The organism is Leclercia sp. EC_58, assembly GCF_019584355.1.
Classification (GTDB): Bacteria; Pseudomonadota; Gammaproteobacteria; order Enterobacterales; family Enterobacteriaceae; genus Enterobacter.
Genome location: NZ_VDAM01000001.1, coordinates 609,773 through 626,012, shown reverse-complemented (window position 1 = coordinate 626,012; position 16,240 = coordinate 609,773). Strand labels below are relative to the sequence as shown.

At 55.8% G+C, this 16,240-nt stretch carries 15 protein-coding genes; 7 read left to right on the top strand and 8 right to left on the bottom strand.

Annotation, left to right across the window (positions count from 1 at the left end; genetic code table 11):
- The first annotated feature begins 3 nt into the window (after positions 1-3).
- Complete coding sequence (locus tag FHC51_RS03115) at positions 4-273, top strand: barstar family protein (RefSeq protein WP_103824955.1); 270 nt, start codon at positions 4-6, stop codon at positions 271-273.
- A gap of 61 nt (positions 274-334) precedes the next feature.
- On the opposite strand, the gene yhcN (FHC51_RS03110) is transcribed toward FHC51_RS03115, so the two are convergent.
- From yhcN (FHC51_RS03110) to argR, 3 genes are all read right to left on the bottom strand, one after another.
- Positions 335-598, bottom strand: coding sequence for a peroxide/acid stress response protein YhcN (yhcN, locus tag FHC51_RS03110; RefSeq protein WP_220434879.1), 264 nt, complete (start codon positions 596-598; stop codon positions 335-337).
- 112 nt (positions 599-710) lie between these two features.
- Positions 711-974, bottom strand: a complete 264-nt coding sequence (gene yhcN, locus FHC51_RS03105) for a peroxide/acid stress response protein YhcN (protein ID WP_114385651.1) — start codon at positions 972-974, stop codon at positions 711-713.
- 377 nt (positions 975-1,351) lie between these two features.
- On the bottom strand, positions 1,352-1,822 hold the full coding sequence (gene argR, locus FHC51_RS03100) for a transcriptional regulator ArgR (protein WP_103824952.1): 471 nt from the start codon (positions 1,820-1,822) through the stop codon (positions 1,352-1,354).
- 404 nt (positions 1,823-2,226) lie between these two features.
- Between argR and mdh the strand changes: the two genes are divergently transcribed.
- Positions 2,227-3,165, top strand: a complete 939-nt coding sequence (gene mdh / locus FHC51_RS03095; RefSeq protein WP_103177218.1) for a malate dehydrogenase — start codon at positions 2,227-2,229, stop codon at positions 3,163-3,165.
- 68 nt (positions 3,166-3,233) lie between these two features.
- Here mdh and degS read toward each other — a convergent pair whose 3' ends face one another.
- From degS to zapG, 3 genes are all read right to left on the bottom strand, one after another.
- On the bottom strand, positions 3,234-4,301 hold the full coding sequence (gene degS / locus FHC51_RS03090; protein ID WP_103180994.1) for an outer membrane-stress sensor serine endopeptidase DegS: 1,068 nt from the start codon (positions 4,299-4,301) through the stop codon (positions 3,234-3,236).
- Between the two features lie 88 nt (positions 4,302-4,389).
- Entirely contained in the window at positions 4,390-5,757 is a 1,368-nt protein-coding gene (gene degQ / locus FHC51_RS03085; RefSeq protein WP_220434878.1) for a serine endoprotease DegQ, read from the bottom strand.
- A gap of 170 nt (positions 5,758-5,927) precedes the next feature.
- Positions 5,928-6,326, bottom strand: coding sequence for a Z-ring associated protein ZapG (gene zapG, locus FHC51_RS03080; RefSeq protein ID WP_103177216.1), 399 nt, complete (start codon positions 6,324-6,326; stop codon positions 5,928-5,930).
- A 190-nt stretch (positions 6,327-6,516) separates the two neighbouring features.
- Here zapG and zapE point away from each other — a divergent pair, with 190 nt between their 5' ends.
- The 5 genes from zapE (at position 6,517) to sspB (ending at position 10,205) form a co-directional block, all read left to right on the top strand.
- Positions 6,517-7,641 carry a cell division protein ZapE gene (gene zapE, locus FHC51_RS03075; RefSeq protein WP_220434877.1) on the top strand — a complete coding sequence of 375 codons (1,125 nt, stop codon included), beginning with the start codon at positions 6,517-6,519 and terminating at the stop codon, positions 7,639-7,641.
- 279 nt (positions 7,642-7,920) lie between these two features.
- Complete coding sequence (gene rplM / locus FHC51_RS03070; protein WP_024551131.1) at positions 7,921-8,349, top strand: 50S ribosomal protein L13; 429 nt, start codon at positions 7,921-7,923, stop codon at positions 8,347-8,349.
- Positions 8,350-8,364: 15 nt separating this feature from the next.
- On the top strand, positions 8,365-8,757 hold the full coding sequence (rpsI, locus tag FHC51_RS03065; RefSeq protein WP_003860436.1) for a 30S ribosomal protein S9: 393 nt from the start codon (positions 8,365-8,367) through the stop codon (positions 8,755-8,757).
- Between the two features lie 312 nt (positions 8,758-9,069).
- On the top strand, positions 9,070-9,708 hold the full coding sequence (gene sspA, locus FHC51_RS03060; RefSeq protein ID WP_103177214.1) for a stringent starvation protein SspA: 639 nt from the start codon (positions 9,070-9,072) through the stop codon (positions 9,706-9,708).
- A gap of 5 nt (positions 9,709-9,713) precedes the next feature.
- Complete coding sequence (gene sspB, locus FHC51_RS03055) at positions 9,714-10,205, top strand: ClpXP protease specificity-enhancing factor (protein ID WP_220434876.1); 492 nt, start codon at positions 9,714-9,716, stop codon at positions 10,203-10,205.
- An 80-nt stretch (positions 10,206-10,285) separates the two neighbouring features.
- On the opposite strand, the gene gltD is transcribed toward sspB, so the two are convergent.
- Positions 10,286-11,704, bottom strand: a complete 1,419-nt coding sequence (gene gltD, locus FHC51_RS03050; RefSeq protein WP_220434875.1) for a glutamate synthase subunit GltD — start codon at positions 11,702-11,704, stop codon at positions 10,286-10,288.
- A gap of 9 nt (positions 11,705-11,713) precedes the next feature.
- Positions 11,714-16,174 carry a glutamate synthase large subunit gene (gene gltB / locus FHC51_RS03045; protein ID WP_146052371.1) on the bottom strand — a complete coding sequence of 1,487 codons (4,461 nt, stop codon included), beginning with the start codon at positions 16,172-16,174 and terminating at the stop codon, positions 11,714-11,716.
- Positions 16,175-16,240: the final 66 nt, after the last annotated feature.

The following is a 16,240-nucleotide window of genomic DNA, read 5'->3' as shown; positions in this document are numbered from 1 at the left end:
GGCATGAATATCTATACGTTTGATTTTGATGAAATCGACAGTCAGGAGGATTTCTACCGTGAGTTTTCACGGACCTTCGGCATAGGTCAGGAGAGGGTGACGGATCTGGACTCCCTGTGGGAAATAGTGACCAGCAGCCAGTTGCCGCTACCGCTTGAAATCGAATTCATCCATTTACCGGAAAAGCTGCGCAGACGTTTTGGGGCGCTGATCCTGCTGTTTGATGAGGCGGAAGAGGAGCTGGAAGGGCAGATTCGCTTTAACGTACGTTAGTGCGGGACATAAAAAAGCCCCTGCAAAGCAGGGGCAAGTCGTATATCAATACGACGAGGGTTTATTTGTACAGCTCAGCGGTCGCGTGCCAGTGGTCACCGGTATTCAGCTCGGTGACGCGGTAGCTGCTGGCGCCCGCCTTTTCAGCTTTTTCCGCCAGAGCCTGACGGATATCCATCGGAGAACCGGCAACCTCATTAACAGAGATACTTCCCATCGATTGCAGGCCTTGCGCCTGGTCAGCGTTTACCTGGTGTACGGCTGCGCTGGCACCAAATGAGAGAACGGAAGCGAAACCAGCGGCGATGATTAATTTAGTGTTCATAGTCTTTACTCCTGGAGTGCAGGCTCAACGGCAGGAAGGGTTGTGCTGCTATTTTTATGCCTGATGCCGTTGAACAGAGATATCGGGTAGTACGGGTAATGCTCGGTACGACTTATTTGTACAGCTCAGCAGTGGCGTGCCAGTGGTCACCTGAACGCGCTTCGATAACGCGATAAGAAGAGGCACCCTGTTCCTGCGCTTTTTTGTTCAGCATCTGATTCATGTCCATCGGAGAGGTACCGATAGCACCGACGGAAACCGTACCGATAGATTCACGGGACTGGGCCTGCTCGGCGTTAATCGCATCGGCGGCAAAAGCACCGAAAGACAGGACAGACAGAATGCTTAGTGTGGCTACGGTAGTTTTGATTTTCATGATTCTCTTCCTCGTCATATTCTTTACTGGGGTCTTCGTTTCGTGACCCTCATCACAAAATCAAGTATACACTAATAACGGCAAAAATTAATACCATGCTAATTGTTTCTTGTGTAATCACGTATTAAGCAAAATGCTTTTTATAACCACATGGAATAAAAACCAGAAGATTAAGCGGAGTTCAGACGTTTATTTCTATTGAAATTAAGGGGATACACGAATTTGATTATTCGTGCGATCTCGCGGTTTATCATTCACTGGGTGAATGCATTGGTACAGAAAAACGCACTATTTGTTAAATTACAGATAACAGATTGTACGGAAAAACGAGGCGGGAGCAGAAGGTTCCCCGCCGCGAATGGCAGCGGGGAAGGGGATCAGAGTTCCTGTTCGAACAGCACCAGAATGGCTTCGTAGAGATCTTTCACGGAGAAACCATTGGCCGGAGTCGTGAAGATGGTATCGTCACCAGCAATAGTGCCGAGGATACCTTCCGCTTTACCCAGCGAGTCGAGCAGGCGCGCAATCAGTTGTGCTGCACCCGGGCTGGTGTGGATCACCACCACAGCATCGTTATAGTCGATATCCAGTACCAGATTCTTCAGCGGGCTCGAGGTGGTCGGGACGCCCAGTTCGGCTGGCAGACAGTAGACCATCTCCATTTTGGCGTTGCGGGTACGCACCGCGCCGAACTTGGTTAACATGCGGGAGACTTTCGACTGGTTGATGTTTTCGAAACCCTCATCCTGGAGAGCCTGGACAATCTCCCCCTGGGAACTAAATTTTTCTTCTTTAAGCAGCGCTTTAAACGCTTTAACCAATTCTTCTTGTTTAGAAGAGATTCGCATAAATCACCCGAAATATAGCGGTAGAAACAACATTATTATGCACATGGATGAATTTTTATGCAAATTATCTGCCCAATCTTAGGCTGAAATAATGTTATGAAAGGGAGTGATTTTATCAAAATTCGTTATCAAGGAACATGCCTGCGTCACGCCTCGCAAATAACCTTAAAAGTAAATTAAATGTTATCAAATTGATGTTGTTTTGGTGGCTGGCGAGGGTGTATTGTAACCACCTCTTGATTCGTTGCTTAGTTATCGCATAACGCCCGATAGCTTTCCGGCAGAAGCGAAAAGCGCGTGACCGCTAATTCCTGATACATCACGATTGTAATTATTGATCTGCTGAATTAAGGTCGCCGCGACGGAGTAACAGAAAGTTAGCTCACCATAATAAGGAGTTTAGGATGAAAGTCGCAGTCCTCGGCGCTGCTGGCGGTATCGGCCAGGCGCTTGCCCTACTACTGAAAACTCAGCTGCCTGCAGGCTCAGAACTCTCTCTCTACGATATCGCCCCGGTAACACCTGGTGTGGCGGTAGACCTCAGCCACATCCCGACGGCTGTTAAAATCAAAGGCTTCTCCGGTGAAGATGCTCGCCCGGCGCTCGAAGGCGCAGACGTGGTGCTGATCTCCGCAGGCGTGGCGCGTAAGCCTGGTATGGATCGTTCCGACCTGTTCAACGTGAACGCGGGTATCGTTAAGAACCTGATTCAGCAGGTTGCTACTACCTGCCCGAAAGCCTGCATCGGTATCATCACTAACCCGGTTAACACCACTGTGGCTATCGCGGCAGAAGTGCTGAAAAAAGCGGGCGTGTATGACAAGAACAAACTGTTTGGCGTGACCACGCTGGACATCATCCGCTCCAACACCTTTGTTGCGGAACTGAAAGGCAAACAGCCAACCGAGCTGGAAGTCCCGGTTATCGGCGGCCACTCTGGCGTGACCATTCTGCCACTGCTGTCCCAGATCCCAGGCGTGAGCTTCACCGAGCAGGAAGTGGCTGACCTGACCAAACGTATCCAGAACGCCGGCACCGAAGTGGTGGAAGCGAAGGCGGGTGGCGGCTCTGCAACCCTCTCTATGGGCCAGGCTGCAGCACGTTTCGGCCTCTCTCTGGTCCGCGCCCTGCAGGGTGAGCAAGGCGTGGTGGAGTGCGCGTACGTTGAAGGTGATGGCGAGCACGCACGCTTCTTCTCTCAGCCGCTGCTGCTGGGTAAAAACGGTATCGAAGAGCGTAAGTCTATCGGCACCCTGAGCGCGTTTGAACAGCAGGCGATGGCTGGCATGCTGGAAACCCTGAAGAACGATATCGTTCTGGGCGAAGAGTTCGTTAACAAGTAAGCGACGCGCTTCCCGTCAGGGCAATAAAAAACCGGAGCATGGACTCCGGTTTTTTTATGCCAGCCAACTCAGTTGGTGGCCGGGTATTCCTGAATGGTCACCTGCAGGGTCAGTTTCTTATCATCACGCATCACTTCCACCGGGATGATAGAGCCAGGCCTGATCTCCGCCACCTGATCCATGGTTTCCAGCGCCGATACGGCCGGTTTACCGTTCACCGAGACAATCACGTCGTTAACCCTGATACCCGCTTCTGCCGCCGGGCCGCCAGGGGTCACTTCGTTCACCACAATCCCCTGGATCTGATCGATTCCGCCACCCTGAGAATGCAGCGGAGCAATCTCACGCCCGCCAATGCCAATGTAGCCGCGGATCACGCGTCCGTCGCGAATCAGCTTATCCATAATCTTGTTGGCGAGCTGGAACGGGATGGCGAAGCCGATCCCTTCGGGCGTTTCCCCGTCGTTGCTCTTATCAAACGAGAGGGTGTTGATGCCCATCAGTTCGCCCAGTGAGTTCACCAGCGCGCCGCCGGAGTTGCCATGGTTGATGGACGCGTCCGTCTGCAGGAAGTTCTGCCGTCCGGATGGGTTCAGACCGATACGCCCGGTTGCGCTGATGATCCCCTGGGTAATGGTCTGTCCGAGGTTATAGGGGTTGCCAATCGCCAGCACCACGTCGCCGATATGCGGCGTCCGCTTACGGTTGATGGGGATAACGGGCAGGCCGCCCGTGGCGTTGATTTTGAGGACTGCCAGATCCGTCAGACTGTCGGAGCCCACGAGCAGTGCTTCAAAGACGCGGCCATCCTGCAGCGCCACGATGATCTGATCGGCATCGTTGATCACATGTTTGTTGGTAATAATGTAGCCGCGTTCATCCATGATCACCCCGGAGCCAAGGGTGCGGATCTCCAGCTGATTATGGCTGGTGCTGTTCAGCCCACGGTTATAGACGTTAACCACCGCAGGGGCGGCGCGGCGTACTGCCTGGTTATAACTGGCAGGCGTTTCATCTGCGCTGTCGAACTGCGGCGCAGCCAGTTGATTGAACTGACGTAAAGAGGGCATCGCGGCCAGTAACAGGCCACCTACTACCAGGCCGATGGCGACCGAACGAATGAGCTTAAAAACCATGATACGGGCGTCGTTAAAGGGAGAACGCAAGCAGCATAACATGACTTATCCGGACATCACACGGGGCGATGTCCGGACAGGCACAGGCTTAACGCAGCAGAATATAGAGCGTATCGTTACCACGCACGATCTGCAGGGCGATAACGGTAGGTTTGCTCTCCAGCACCTTGCGCATTTCGGCGATAGACTGCACGCGAACGCGGTTCACCCCGATAATCACATCGTCCTGATGAAGCCCCGCCTGCGCGGCAGGGCTGCTCTTCTCAACGCTGTCGAGAGTGATGCCTTTGGTGCCATCTTTTAACTGCCCGTCGCTCAAGGTCGCGCCTTGCAGGGCCGGGGCAATCATCTCTGCGCTGGCCGATGAAGAGGTGCTTTTATCGAGCGTGACCTGCAGATCCATCGGTTTGCCGTCCCGCAAAATGCCGAGCTTAACCGTCGCACCCGGCTCTGTAGTGGCGATGCGCGAGCGCAGTTCGGCAAAGCTGCTTAACGGTTTATCATTCAGGCTGACAATCACGTCCCCGGATTTCACGCCCGCTTTTGCGGAACCGGAATTCGGCAACACTTCGCTGACGAAGGCGCCGCGCTGCACGTTCAGGTTGAACGCTTTGGCGATATCCGCGCTCATCTCGGTGCCTTTAATACCCAGCAGGCCACGTTTCACTTCGCCAAATTCAATCAGCTGCTGGGCCAGCGTGCGGGCCATGTTGCTGGGAATGGCAAAGCCAATCCCGACGCTGCCGCCGCCAGGGGCCAGGATAGCGGTGTTAATGCCAATCAGCTCGCCGTTCAGGTTCAGCAGCGCGCCGCCGGAGTTACCGCGGTTAATGGAGGCGTCGGTCTGGATAAAGTTTTCCAGCCCTTCAAGATTCAGCCCACTGCGGCCCAGCGCGGAGATAATGCCCGAGGTGGCGGTCTGGCCGAGGCCGAAGGGGTTACCCACCGCCACCGCGAAATCCCCGACGCGTAGTTTATCCGAGTCAGCAATGGCGATTTGCGTCAGGCCGGTTGGGTTTTGCAACTGCAGCAGGGCGATGTCGCTCTGATCGTCACCGCCAATCAGTTTGGCATCGAACTCCCGGCCATCATTCATCTGCACGCTGATTTTATCGGCATGGCTGATGACGTGGTTATTGGTCAGGACATAGCCCTTCGCGGCGTCGATGATGACCCCGGAGCCCAGACCTTCAAAGGGCTGTCCCTGCTGGTCAGGGGCCTCATCGCCAAAATACTTTTTCAACTCCTCCGGAATACGCTGGCTCTGCACCGCAGTGCCTTCGACCTGTACGCTCACGACGGCGGGCAGGACTTTCTCCAGCATTGGCGCCAGGCTCGGCAGAGCGGCCTCGCCGGGAACCTGCGAAGGAAGTGCGGCGGCCAGCGGATACGAGGCCGACAGGGATAAACCGATACTCAATGCTAACGCGCTCAACAGCTGATTTTTTTTGTTCATTTATGCTGGCTCTCGCAACCTGGAATGAAGGGATAACGGCCCTGAAACAGACTGATGTTATTGAATTTTAAAACGCTGAACAATGAGGTGTTTGACTAAATAATAGCTGGGGTCAGGAAGAAAGGACGGGCGCAAAGGCTGCGCCCGTAAAATTTATTTTCGATCTACGATTAGTCGCGCTTTGCGCCACCGCGCAGCAGGCCGGAAGCCCCTTCGGAGTAGTCACGTGGCATCTGTACAGGCGCTTGATCGTTACTGGCTTCGGACTCGGCCAGACGGTTACGGAACGGATTGTTTTCCGCGCTCATCTCCGGCAGCAGGCTGCTGGAGCTTTTCGCCATGTGCTGATAAAGCTGACGGTAGTCATGCGCCATGTTGTCCAGCAGCTCGGCGCTCTGAGCAAAGTGGCTGACCAGCTCTTCACGATACTCGTCCAGTTCCGCTTTGTTCTTTTCCAGTTCGTACTGCAACGCCTGTTGCTGACGCAATTTGCGATTACCAAAACGCATGGCCACGGCGCCGATAGCGATGCCGACGACTAAACCAATTAGCGCATATTCCCAGGTCATGAACTTCTCCCGTTGTCTTGTGGTTCCGTAGGGTGTTGGCTCGGCTCCATGCCAGGGCCTGATTATGCCACTATAACCGCTATTTCCTTAGAAGTGGAATCCCGCCGCATCATCGCGTACTGTAGAACGGCCTTTTTTTCGTCAACTGAGCAATCTGACGGGTATTAATTGAAGGAATAACAATAACATTATGCAAAGTCTCTCCCCTACATCGCGTTATCAACAGGCCCTGAGCGAGGGCTCCCACCAGCCAGATGAGGTACAGCGTGAAGCGGTAAGCCGTCTGGACGGCATCTGGCATGAGCTGACGGCCCGGCCAGCCGAAGCTGCGCCTTCCGGTGGGTTAAAAGCCGCATTTGGACGGTTGCTGGGCAAGAAAGCGCCGCAGAGCGTCACGCCAGTGCGCGGCTTATATATGTGGGGGGGCGTCGGGCGCGGCAAAACCTGGCTGATGGATCTTTTTTACCAGAGCCTGCCGGGGACGCGTAAGCAGCGTCTGCACTTTCACCGCTTTATGCTGCGGGTGCATGAAGAGCTGACGGCCCTGCAGGGGCAGAGCGATCCGCTGGATATCGTCGCTGAGCGTTTTAAAGCCGAAACCGATGTGCTCTGCTTCGATGAGTTTTTTGTCTCGGATATTACCGACGCCATGCTGCTGGGCGGATTAATGAAAGCGCTCTTTGACCGGGGTATCACCCTGGTGGCGACGTCAAACATTCCGCCAGATGAGCTCTACCGTAACGGCCTGCAACGTGCCCGCTTCCTGCCGGCTATCGCGGCCATCAAAGAGCATTGTCACATCATGAATGTGGATGCTGGCATCGACTACCGTCTGCGTACGCTGACCCAGGCCCATCTGTGGATTTCGCCGTTAAATGACGACACGCAACAGCAGATGGACAAGCTGTGGCTGGCGCTTGCCGGCGCAGAGCGGGGTAACGCCCCGGTGCTGGAGGTAAACCATCGTCCGCTGCAAACGCTGGGCGTCGTCAACCAGACCCTCGCCGTGTCGTTTGCCACCCTCTGTGTCGATGCCCGCAGTCAGCATGACTATATTGCGCTCTCGCGCCTGTTCCATACGGTGATGCTGTTCGAGGTGCCGGTGATGACTACGTTGATGGAGAGCGAAGCCCGACGTTTTATCGCGCTGGTCGATGAGTTCTACGAACGCCACGTCAAGCTGGTGGTGAGCGCAGCCGTGCCTTTATATGAGATCTATCAGGGGGAGCGGCTGAAGTTTGAGTTCCAGCGCTGCTTGTCACGCCTGCAGGAGATGCAAAGCGAAGAGTATCTGAAGCGCGAGCATATGCCGTAATAAATGCCGCCCTCTCCCCGTGGGAGAGGGCAACAGACCGCGCTTTTCCTGCCCCTGGAAAAACCCGCTTCAAATCACAATTAAGGGTCGATCTTTACCCCTGACTTCTCTATAATCTTGCGACCCCACGTTACAAGAAGGTTTTTTTCCCAAAACTTTCTCTGCGCCGGCATAGGCTATTCGAAGGGGTAGGTTTGCTGGACAATGTCGTGTGAACCTCAACTACTAAACGTTTGGGTGTTCACCAACGTGTAACTTATTTATTTGGGTAAGCTTTTAATGAAAACTTTTACAGCTAAACCAGAAACCGTAAAACGCGACTGGTATGTTGTTGACGCGACCGGTAAAACTCTGGGCCGTCTGGCTACCGAACTGGCTCGTCGCCTGCGCGGTAAGCACAAAGCGGAATACACTCCGCACGTCGATACCGGTGATTACATCATCGTTCTGAACGCTGACAAAGTTGCTGTAACCGGCAACAAGCGTACTGACAAAGTGTACTATCACCACACCGGCCACATCGGCGGTATCAAACAAGCGACCTTTGAAGAGATGATTGCCCGCCGTCCTGAGCGTGTGATTGAAATCGCGGTTAAAGGCATGCTGCCAAAAGGCCCGCTGGGTCGTGCTATGTACCGTAAACTGAAAGTTTACGCAGGTAACGAGCACAACCACGCGGCACAGCAACCGCAAGTTCTTGACATCTAATCGGGATTATAGGCAATGGCTGAAAATCAATACTACGGCACTGGTCGCCGCAAAAGCTCCGCCGCTCGCGTGTTCATCAAACCGGGCAGTGGTAAAATCGTAATCAACCAGCGTTCTCTGGAACAATACTTCGGTCGTGAAACTGCCCGCATGGTAGTTCGCCAGCCGCTGGAACTGGTTGATATGGTAGAAAAACTGGATCTGTACATCACCGTTAAAGGTGGTGGTATCTCCGGTCAGGCAGGTGCGATCCGTCACGGTATCACCCGCGCTCTGATGGAGTACGACGAATCCCTGCGTTCTGAACTGCGTAAAGCTGGCTTCGTTACTCGTGACGCTCGTCAGGTTGAACGTAAGAAAGTGGGTCTGCGTAAAGCACGTCGTCGTCCACAGTTCTCCAAGCGTTAATTGCTTTCTGCTTCGGCAGACAACAATTTGCGAAAAACCCGCTTCGGCGGGTTTTTTTATGGTTCATGCTCAACGCATCCACGTCCAGAGGCCCTTTCTGACCTCTTTTTCCGCATTTCCAGAATACCCTCACCACAAAGGTCGCAAAATCTGGTAAACTATCATCCACTTTTCTGCCCAAATAATGGTGAATGCTCGATTTTTGTTCTCTTTTTGAACAAGAGTAGAAATTCCCTGGGATGGGCAACAAAACATCTGGCTGGCCTGTATGGCCGGTAGCAGTAAAAATTCTGAATATACCTGGAGGTTTTCATGGCTGTCGCTGCCAACAAACGTTCGGTAATGACGCTGTTTTCTGGTCCTACTGACATTTATAGCCATCAGGTTCGTATCGTGCTGGCCGAGAAGGGTGTCAGTTTTGAGATCGAGCATGTGGAAAAGGATAACCCGCCTCAGGATCTTATTGATCTCAACCCAAGCCAGAGCGTACCAACGCTGGTGGATCGTGAGCTGACCCTGTGGGAATCCCGTATCATTATGGAATATCTGGATGAGCGTTTCCCGCATCCGCCGCTGATGCCGGTCTATCCGGTTGCACGTGGGGAAAGCCGTCTGTACATGCAGCGTATCGAGAAAGACTGGTATACGCTGATGAACGTCATTGCGAACGGTTCCTCTTCGGAAGCCGATGCTGCGCGTAAACAGCTGCGTGAAGAGCTGCTGGCGATCGCACCAGTGTTCGGTCAGCGTCCGTTCTTCCTGAGCGATGAGTTCAGCCTGGTGGATTGCTACCTGGCTCCGCTGCTGTGGCGTTTGCCAACTCTGGGTGTTGAATTCAGCGGTCCTGGCGCGAAAGAGCTTAAAGGCTACATGACGCGCGTATTTGAACGCGACTCCTTCCTTGCTTCTCTGACTGAAGCTGAACGTGAAATGCGTCTCGGCCGGGGTTAATCATTGTGGAAATGTCACAGCTTTCTCCGCGCCGTCCGTATCTGCTGCGTGCCTTCTATGAATGGCTGCTGGATAACCAGCTCACGCCGCACCTGGTAGTGGATGTGACGTTACCGGGCGTGCAGGTTCCTATGGAATATGCACGTGACGGGCAAATTGTGTTGAACATTGCGCCGCGCGCGGTGGGTGGTCTTGAGCTGGCGAACGACGAAGTTCGCTTCAACGCCCGCTTTGGCGGCGTTCCGCGTCAGGTTTCTGTGCCGCTGGCCGCTGTACTGGCTATTTACGCACGGGAAAACGGCGCGGGCACCATGTTTGAGCCGGAAGCGGCTTATGATGTAGACGTTGCCAGCCTCAATGATGAACATGGCGCGACCGAGAGTGAAAGCGAACCGGTCATGTCGATTATCGATGGCGATAAGCCCGATCACGATGATGATCCAGACGACACGCCGCCACCACGCGGTGGGCGTCCATCGCTTCGCGTTGTGAAATAAAAAAGGGCCTGTTGGCCCTTTTTTTTGTCCCGTAAACACCTCTTTAACGGTTCGGCGGGAGTCAATCCCGCCGGGCCTGTTTACACTTCGAGGTAGTTCATGATGCCGTCAGCCGCTTTACGGCCTTCGGCAATGGCGGTCACCACCAGGTCTGAACCGCGAACGATATCGCCACCGGCGAAGATTTTCGGGTTGCTGGTCTGGAAGGCGTTGTCGCTGCCTTCCGGGGCGATGACGCGGCCCTGAGAATCCAGCTCGACGCTGTGTTTCGCCAGCCACTCCATGCTGTGAGGTCGGAAACCGAACGCCATGACGACCGCGTCAGCCGGGATCACAAACTCGGAACCAGCCATAATCTCGGCGCGGCGACGGCCTTTGGCATCTGGCGCACCCATCTCGGTACGCGCCATCTTCACGCCACTCACCTTACCGTTGGCATTCACTTCAATACCCAGTGGCTGGATATTGAACTGGAATTCCACGCCCTCTTCACGCGCGTTTTTCACTTCACGTTTAGAGCCCGGCATGTTCTCTTCGTCACGACGGTAGGCACAGATAACGTGTGCCGCATTCTGACGAATGGAGGTACGCACGCAGTCCATCGCGGTATCACCCCCGCCCAGCACCACCACGCGTTTGCCTTCCATGCTCACAAACGGCTCGTCGGCGGTTTCGCCATAGCCCATCAGCTGCTTGGTGTTGGCAATCAGGAACGGCAGCGCGTCGTATACGCCTGGCGCCTCTTCGTTCTCCAGCCCGCCACGCATCGACTGATAGGTCCCCACGCCCAGGAACACGGCGTCGTAATCTTTCAGCAGATCGTCGAGCTGAACGTCACGGCCCACTTCGGTGTTGAGTTTGAACTCAATGCCCATACCGGTGAAGATTTCACGGCGGCGGGTCATCACTTCTTTTTCCAGCTTGAAGGCCGGGATGCCGAAGGTCAGCAGACCGCCGATCTCCGGATGACGGTCAAACACCACCGCTTTCACGCCGTTGCGGGTCAGCACGTCGGCACAGGCCAGTCCTGCCGGACCGGCACCGATGATCGCCACGCGTTTGTCAGTCTGACGCACGCCGGTCATGTCCGGGCGCCAGCCCATCTCAAACGCTTTATCGTTGATATAGCGTTCGATATTACCGATGGTCACCGCACCGAACTCGTCGTTCAGGGTGCAGGAACCTTCACACAGACGGTCCTGAGGGCAGACGCGGCCGCACACTTCCGGCAGGGTGTTGGTCTGGTGAGAGAGCTCGGCGGCCTCAAAAATACGTCCTTCGTTAGCCAGCTTCAGCCAGTTCGGGATGTAGTTATGCACCGGACATTTCCACTCGCAGTACGGGTTGCCGCAGGAGAGGCAGCGGTCTGCCTGTGCTTTGGCCTGGCCTTCGGAAAACGGCTCGTAAATTTCAACAAATTCAATTTTACGGATCTTCAGCGGCTTCTTCGGCGGATCCACACGCTGCAGGTCGATAAACTGGTAAACATTCTGGCTCATCTGAATTCCTTACTGCGCCTGCACACGCAGCTCTGCTGCGCTACGACTACGGTGACCCAACAGGGCTTTGACATCGCTGGACTTCGGTTTAACCAGCGCGAATTTTGCAGAGAACGCCGGCCAGTTCGCCAGGATCTCTTCGCCGCGTACGGAACCGGTATGATGCACGTGCTCGGTAATCAGACCACGCAGGTGCTCCTCGTGGATCGCCAGGCTATCAACCTCCAGCACTTCCACCAGTTCCGGGTTCACGCGTTTGCGGAACTCACCGTCTTCATCCAGTACATAGGCGAAACCACCGGTCATGCCTGCACCGAAGTTAACGCCCGTTTTGCCCAGTACACAGACAATCCCGCCGGTCATGTATTCACAGCCGTTATCGCCGATACCTTCCACCACGGTGATGGCACCGGAGTTACGTACCGCAAAACGCTCACCCGCACGGCCTGCGGCAAACAGACGACCGCCGGTGGCACCGTACAGACAGGTGTTGCCGATGATGCTCGCATCACAGCTGCGGAAGGCAGAACCCACCGGAGGACGTACCGCCAGCAGACCGCCCGCCATGCCTTTACCGACATAGTCATTGGCATCGCCTGTCAGGTACAGCTCAACGCCGCCTGCGTTCCAGACGCCGAAGCTCTGGCCCGCGGTACCGCTGAAGTGCGCGATAATCGGATCGGCAGCCAGGCCTTGATCGCCGTGCGTCTGCGCGATATAGCCAGAGAGCGACGCGCCTACGGAACGGTCGGTGTTGCGAATATCAAACCAGAAGGTTTTGCTCTGCTTCTCATCCACAAACGGCTTCGCCTGCTGCAACAGCTGCGCGTTCAGCACGCCATTGTCGAACGGCGGGTTGTTCTCGGTGCAGTAGACCGCTTTGCCCGGATGCGGCTCAGCCGTTTCCAGCAGGCGGGAGAGCTTCAGGTTCTGCTGTTTAGCCGTAAACCCGTCCAGCTCTTTCAGCAGGTCGGTACGGCCAATCAGATCCACCAGACGCGTCACGCCCAGCTGCGCCATCAGCTCGCGGGTTTCGCGGGCGATGAAGTCAAAGTAGTTGGTTACTTTGAACGGCAGACCGTGATAGTGGTTCTTACGCAGCTTCTCGTCCTGGGTAGCAACACCGGTTGCGCAGTTGTTCAGGTGACAAATACGCAGGTATTTACAGCCCAGCGCCACCATCGGGCCGGTACCGAAACCAAAGCTTTCCGCACCCAGAATCGCCGCTTTAATGATGTCGAGGCCGGTTTTCAGGCCGCCATCCACCTGCAGACGGATCTTATGACGCAGGCCGTTAGCCACCAGCGCCTGCTGGGTTTCCACCAGGCCCAGCTCCCACGGACAGCCCGCATACTTCACGGAAGAGAGCGGGCTTGCGCCGGTGCCACCGTCGTAACCGGCGATGGTGATGAGATCCGCATAGGCTTTTGCCACGCCGGTGGCGATGGTGCCGACACCCGGTTCGGAAACCAGCTTCACGGAGATCATCGCTTTCGGGTTGACCTGTTTCAGGTCGAAAATCAGCTGCGCTAAGTCCTCGATAGAGTAGATATCGTGATGCGGCGGCGGGGAGATCAGCGTCACGCCCGGTACCGAGTAGCGCAGTTTGGCGATGTACGGGGTCACTTTGTCACCCGGTAACTGGCCACCTTCGCCCGGTTTTGCACCCTGAGCGACTTTAATCTGAATCACGTCGGCGTTGACCAGGTACGCTGGGGTCACACCGAAGCGACCGGACGCAACCTGCTTGATACGCGACACTTTATTGGTGCCATAGCGCGCCGGATCTTCACCGCCTTCGCCGGAGTTGGAGTTACCGCCGATGCTGTTCATCGCCTCAGCCAGCGCCTCGTGGGCTTCCGGGCTCAGCGCACCGATGGACATCGCAGCGGTATCGAAGCGTTTGAACAGTTCAGACGCAGGCTCTACGTCGTCGATGCTCACAGCCTCGTCACCCGGGTTCAGCGCCAGCAGGTCACGCAGCGTGGCCGCCGGGCGGTTGTTTACCAGCTCAGCATACTGCTGATAATCGCTGTACTCGCCGCTCTGGACAGCCTGTTGCAGGGTGCGCACCACGTCCGGGTTATAGGCGTGGTATTCGCCGCCGTGCACATACTTCAGCTGTCCGCCCTGATCCAGCGGCTTACGTGCCAGCCAGGCGCGTTTGGAGAGGTTCAGCAGATCCTGCTGGAAGTCGCTGAAGCCCGCCCCGCCGATACGGCTGATCACGCCCTGGAAGCAGAGATCGGCGACATCGTCATGCAGACCAACGGCTTCGAACAGCTTCGAGCAGCGGTAAGAGGCGATAGTCGAGATGCCCATTTTGGACATGATCTTGTACAGACCTTTGTTGATGCCGTTACGGTAGTTCAGCATCACGGTACGGTAATCTTTTTCGATGGCGTTGGTGTCGACCAGTTTTGCCAGCGTTTCGTAGGCCAGGTACGGGTAGATCGCCGTCGCACCAAAGCCCAGCAGCACGGCAAAGTGGTGCGGGTCGCGCGCACTTGCGGTCTCAACAATGATGTTGGCGTCGCAGCGCAAGCTCTTCTCCACCAGACGCGTCTGGATTGCACCCACCGCCATAGGCGCCGGAACCGGCAGACGGTTCTTCGCGATATTACGGTCGGACAGCACCAGCAGAACGGTACCGTTACGCACCATCTGTTCGGCCTTATCGCACAGCGCTTTCACCGTCTCTTCGAGGTTCGCTTCGGTCACGTCGAAGGTGATATCGAGCGTGTCGGCGCGATAGTGCTCCTCTTGCATGGTGGTCAGCTGGGTGAAATCGGAGTAGAGCAGGATCGGCGATTTAAAGGTCAGACGGTGCGCCTGGCCTTCGGCTTCGCAGAAGACGTTCATCTCACGACCGATGCTGGTCGCCAGCGACATTACGTGGGCTTCACGCAGCGGGTCGATCGGCGGGTTGGTGACCTGCGCGAACTGCTGACGGAAGTAGTCGTAAATAATGCGCGGCTGGCTGGAGAGCACGGCAAACGGGGTATCGTCACCCATAGAGCCGACCGCTTCCTGGCCGTTTTCACCCAGTACGCGGATAACAGAGTCCAGCTCTTCCGCGCTGTAGTTAAACTGTTTCTGGTAGCTGGCGAGGGTATCGTCATCCAGCTCGCGGCTGCCCACGTCGTTATCCGGCAGATCTTCGAACGGCACCAGACGGCGGACGTTTTTCTCCATCCACTCTTTATACGGGTGACGGCTCTTCAGATCGTTGTCGGTTTCCGCGGAGTGCAGGATGCGACCGCCACGGGTGTCGATGACCATCAGCTCGCCAGGGCCAACGCGGCCTTTTTCTACCACTTCGTCAGGCTGGTAATCCCAGATGCCCACTTCGGAGGCACAGGTGATCAGCTTGTCTTTAGTGATGACGTAGCGCGCCGGACGCAGACCGTTACGGTCGAGGTTACAGGCGGCAAAGCGACCGTCGGACATGACGATACCGGCCGGGCCATCCCACGGCTCCATGTGCATGGAGTTAAAGTCGAAGAAGGCGCGCAGCTCCGGATCCATATCCGGGTTGTTCTGCCAGGCTGGTGGCACGAGCAGGCGCATGGCGCGGACGATATCCATCCCGCCGGCGAGCAGCAGCTCCAGCATGTTATCCATGGAGCTGGAGTCCGAGCCGGTTTCGTTAACGAACGGCGCGGCATCGTGCAGATCCGGGATCAGCGGGGTCTGGAATTTATAGGTACGGGCGCGTGCCCACTGGCGGTTACCGGTGATGGTGTTGATCTCGCCGTTGTGCGCCAGATAGCGGAACGGCTGAGCCAGCGGCCAGCGAGGTACGGTGTTGGTGGAGAAGCGCTGGTGGAACAGGCAAATGGCCGATTCCAGACGCAGGTCCGCCAGGTCCAGGTAGAAGCGCGGCAGGTCAGCCGGCATACAGAGACCTTTATAGATGTTCACCAGGTTCGAGAGGCTACAAACGTAGAACTCTTTATCGTCCTGGAGACGTTTTTCAATGCGGCGGCGGGCGATAAACAGGCGGCGTTCCATATCACGCGGACGCCAGCCCGCAGGCGCGTTGACAAAGATTTGCTCGATACGAGGCAGCGAGGAGAGGGCGATTTCACCGAGCACCCCTTCGTTGGTTGGCACATCGCGCCAGCCGACAATAGAGAGGGTTTCACGTTGAAGTTCTTCTTCGACGATGCGGCGTGATACGGCGGCTTTTTCAGCGTCCTGATTCAGGAACAGCATGCCGACAGCGTAGTTTTTGGCTAAACGCCAGCCGCGCTCTTCCGCCACGATACGGAAGAAACGATCCGGTTTTTGCAGCAGCAGACCGCAACCGTCGCCGGTTTTACCATCCGCAAGGATAGCGCCACGGTGCTGCATACGGGCCAGTGCGTGTATAGCAGTACGCACTACCTTGTGGCTAGGTTCGCCTTCTATGTGGGCGATCAGGCCGAAACCACAGTTATCCTTCTCAAGGGATTTATCGTACAACATATCAGTGAACCTCCCCAGGCTCGTCGGGCTTCCCACTGAACCGTGGCGCACAGGCACAGAAAGAGC

Coding starts and splice junctions, on each gene's coding strand:
- gltB (WP_146052371.1), bottom strand. CDS start 16,174: ATGTTGTACGATAAATCCCTTGAGAAGGATAACTGTGGTTTCGGCCTG.
- FHC51_RS03115 (WP_103824955.1), top strand. CDS start 4: ATGAATATCTATACGTTTGATTTTGATGAAATCGACAGTCAGGAGGAT.
- mdh (WP_103177218.1), top strand. CDS start 2,227: ATGAAAGTCGCAGTCCTCGGCGCTGCTGGCGGTATCGGCCAGGCGCTT.
- degS (WP_103180994.1), bottom strand. CDS start 4,301: ATGGTTTTTAAGCTCATTCGTTCGGTCGCCATCGGCCTGGTAGTAGGT.
- yhcN (WP_220434879.1), bottom strand. CDS start 598: ATGAACACTAAATTAATCATCGCCGCTGGTTTCGCTTCCGTTCTCTCA.
- gltD (WP_220434875.1), bottom strand. CDS start 11,704: ATGAGCCAGAATGTTTACCAGTTTATCGACCTGCAGCGTGTGGATCCG.
- degQ (WP_220434878.1), bottom strand. CDS start 5,757: ATGAACAAAAAAAATCAGCTGTTGAGCGCGTTAGCATTGAGTATCGGT.
- yhcN (WP_114385651.1), bottom strand. CDS start 974: ATGAAAATCAAAACTACCGTAGCCACACTAAGCATTCTGTCTGTCCTG.
- zapG (WP_103177216.1), bottom strand. CDS start 6,326: ATGACCTGGGAATATGCGCTAATTGGTTTAGTCGTCGGCATCGCTATC.
- zapE (WP_220434877.1), top strand. CDS start 6,517: ATGCAAAGTCTCTCCCCTACATCGCGTTATCAACAGGCCCTGAGCGAG.
- argR (WP_103824952.1), bottom strand. CDS start 1,822: ATGCGAATCTCTTCTAAACAAGAAGAATTGGTTAAAGCGTTTAAAGCG.
- rplM (WP_024551131.1), top strand. CDS start 7,921: ATGAAAACTTTTACAGCTAAACCAGAAACCGTAAAACGCGACTGGTAT.
- sspA (WP_103177214.1), top strand. CDS start 9,070: ATGGCTGTCGCTGCCAACAAACGTTCGGTAATGACGCTGTTTTCTGGT.
- rpsI (WP_003860436.1), top strand. CDS start 8,365: ATGGCTGAAAATCAATACTACGGCACTGGTCGCCGCAAAAGCTCCGCC.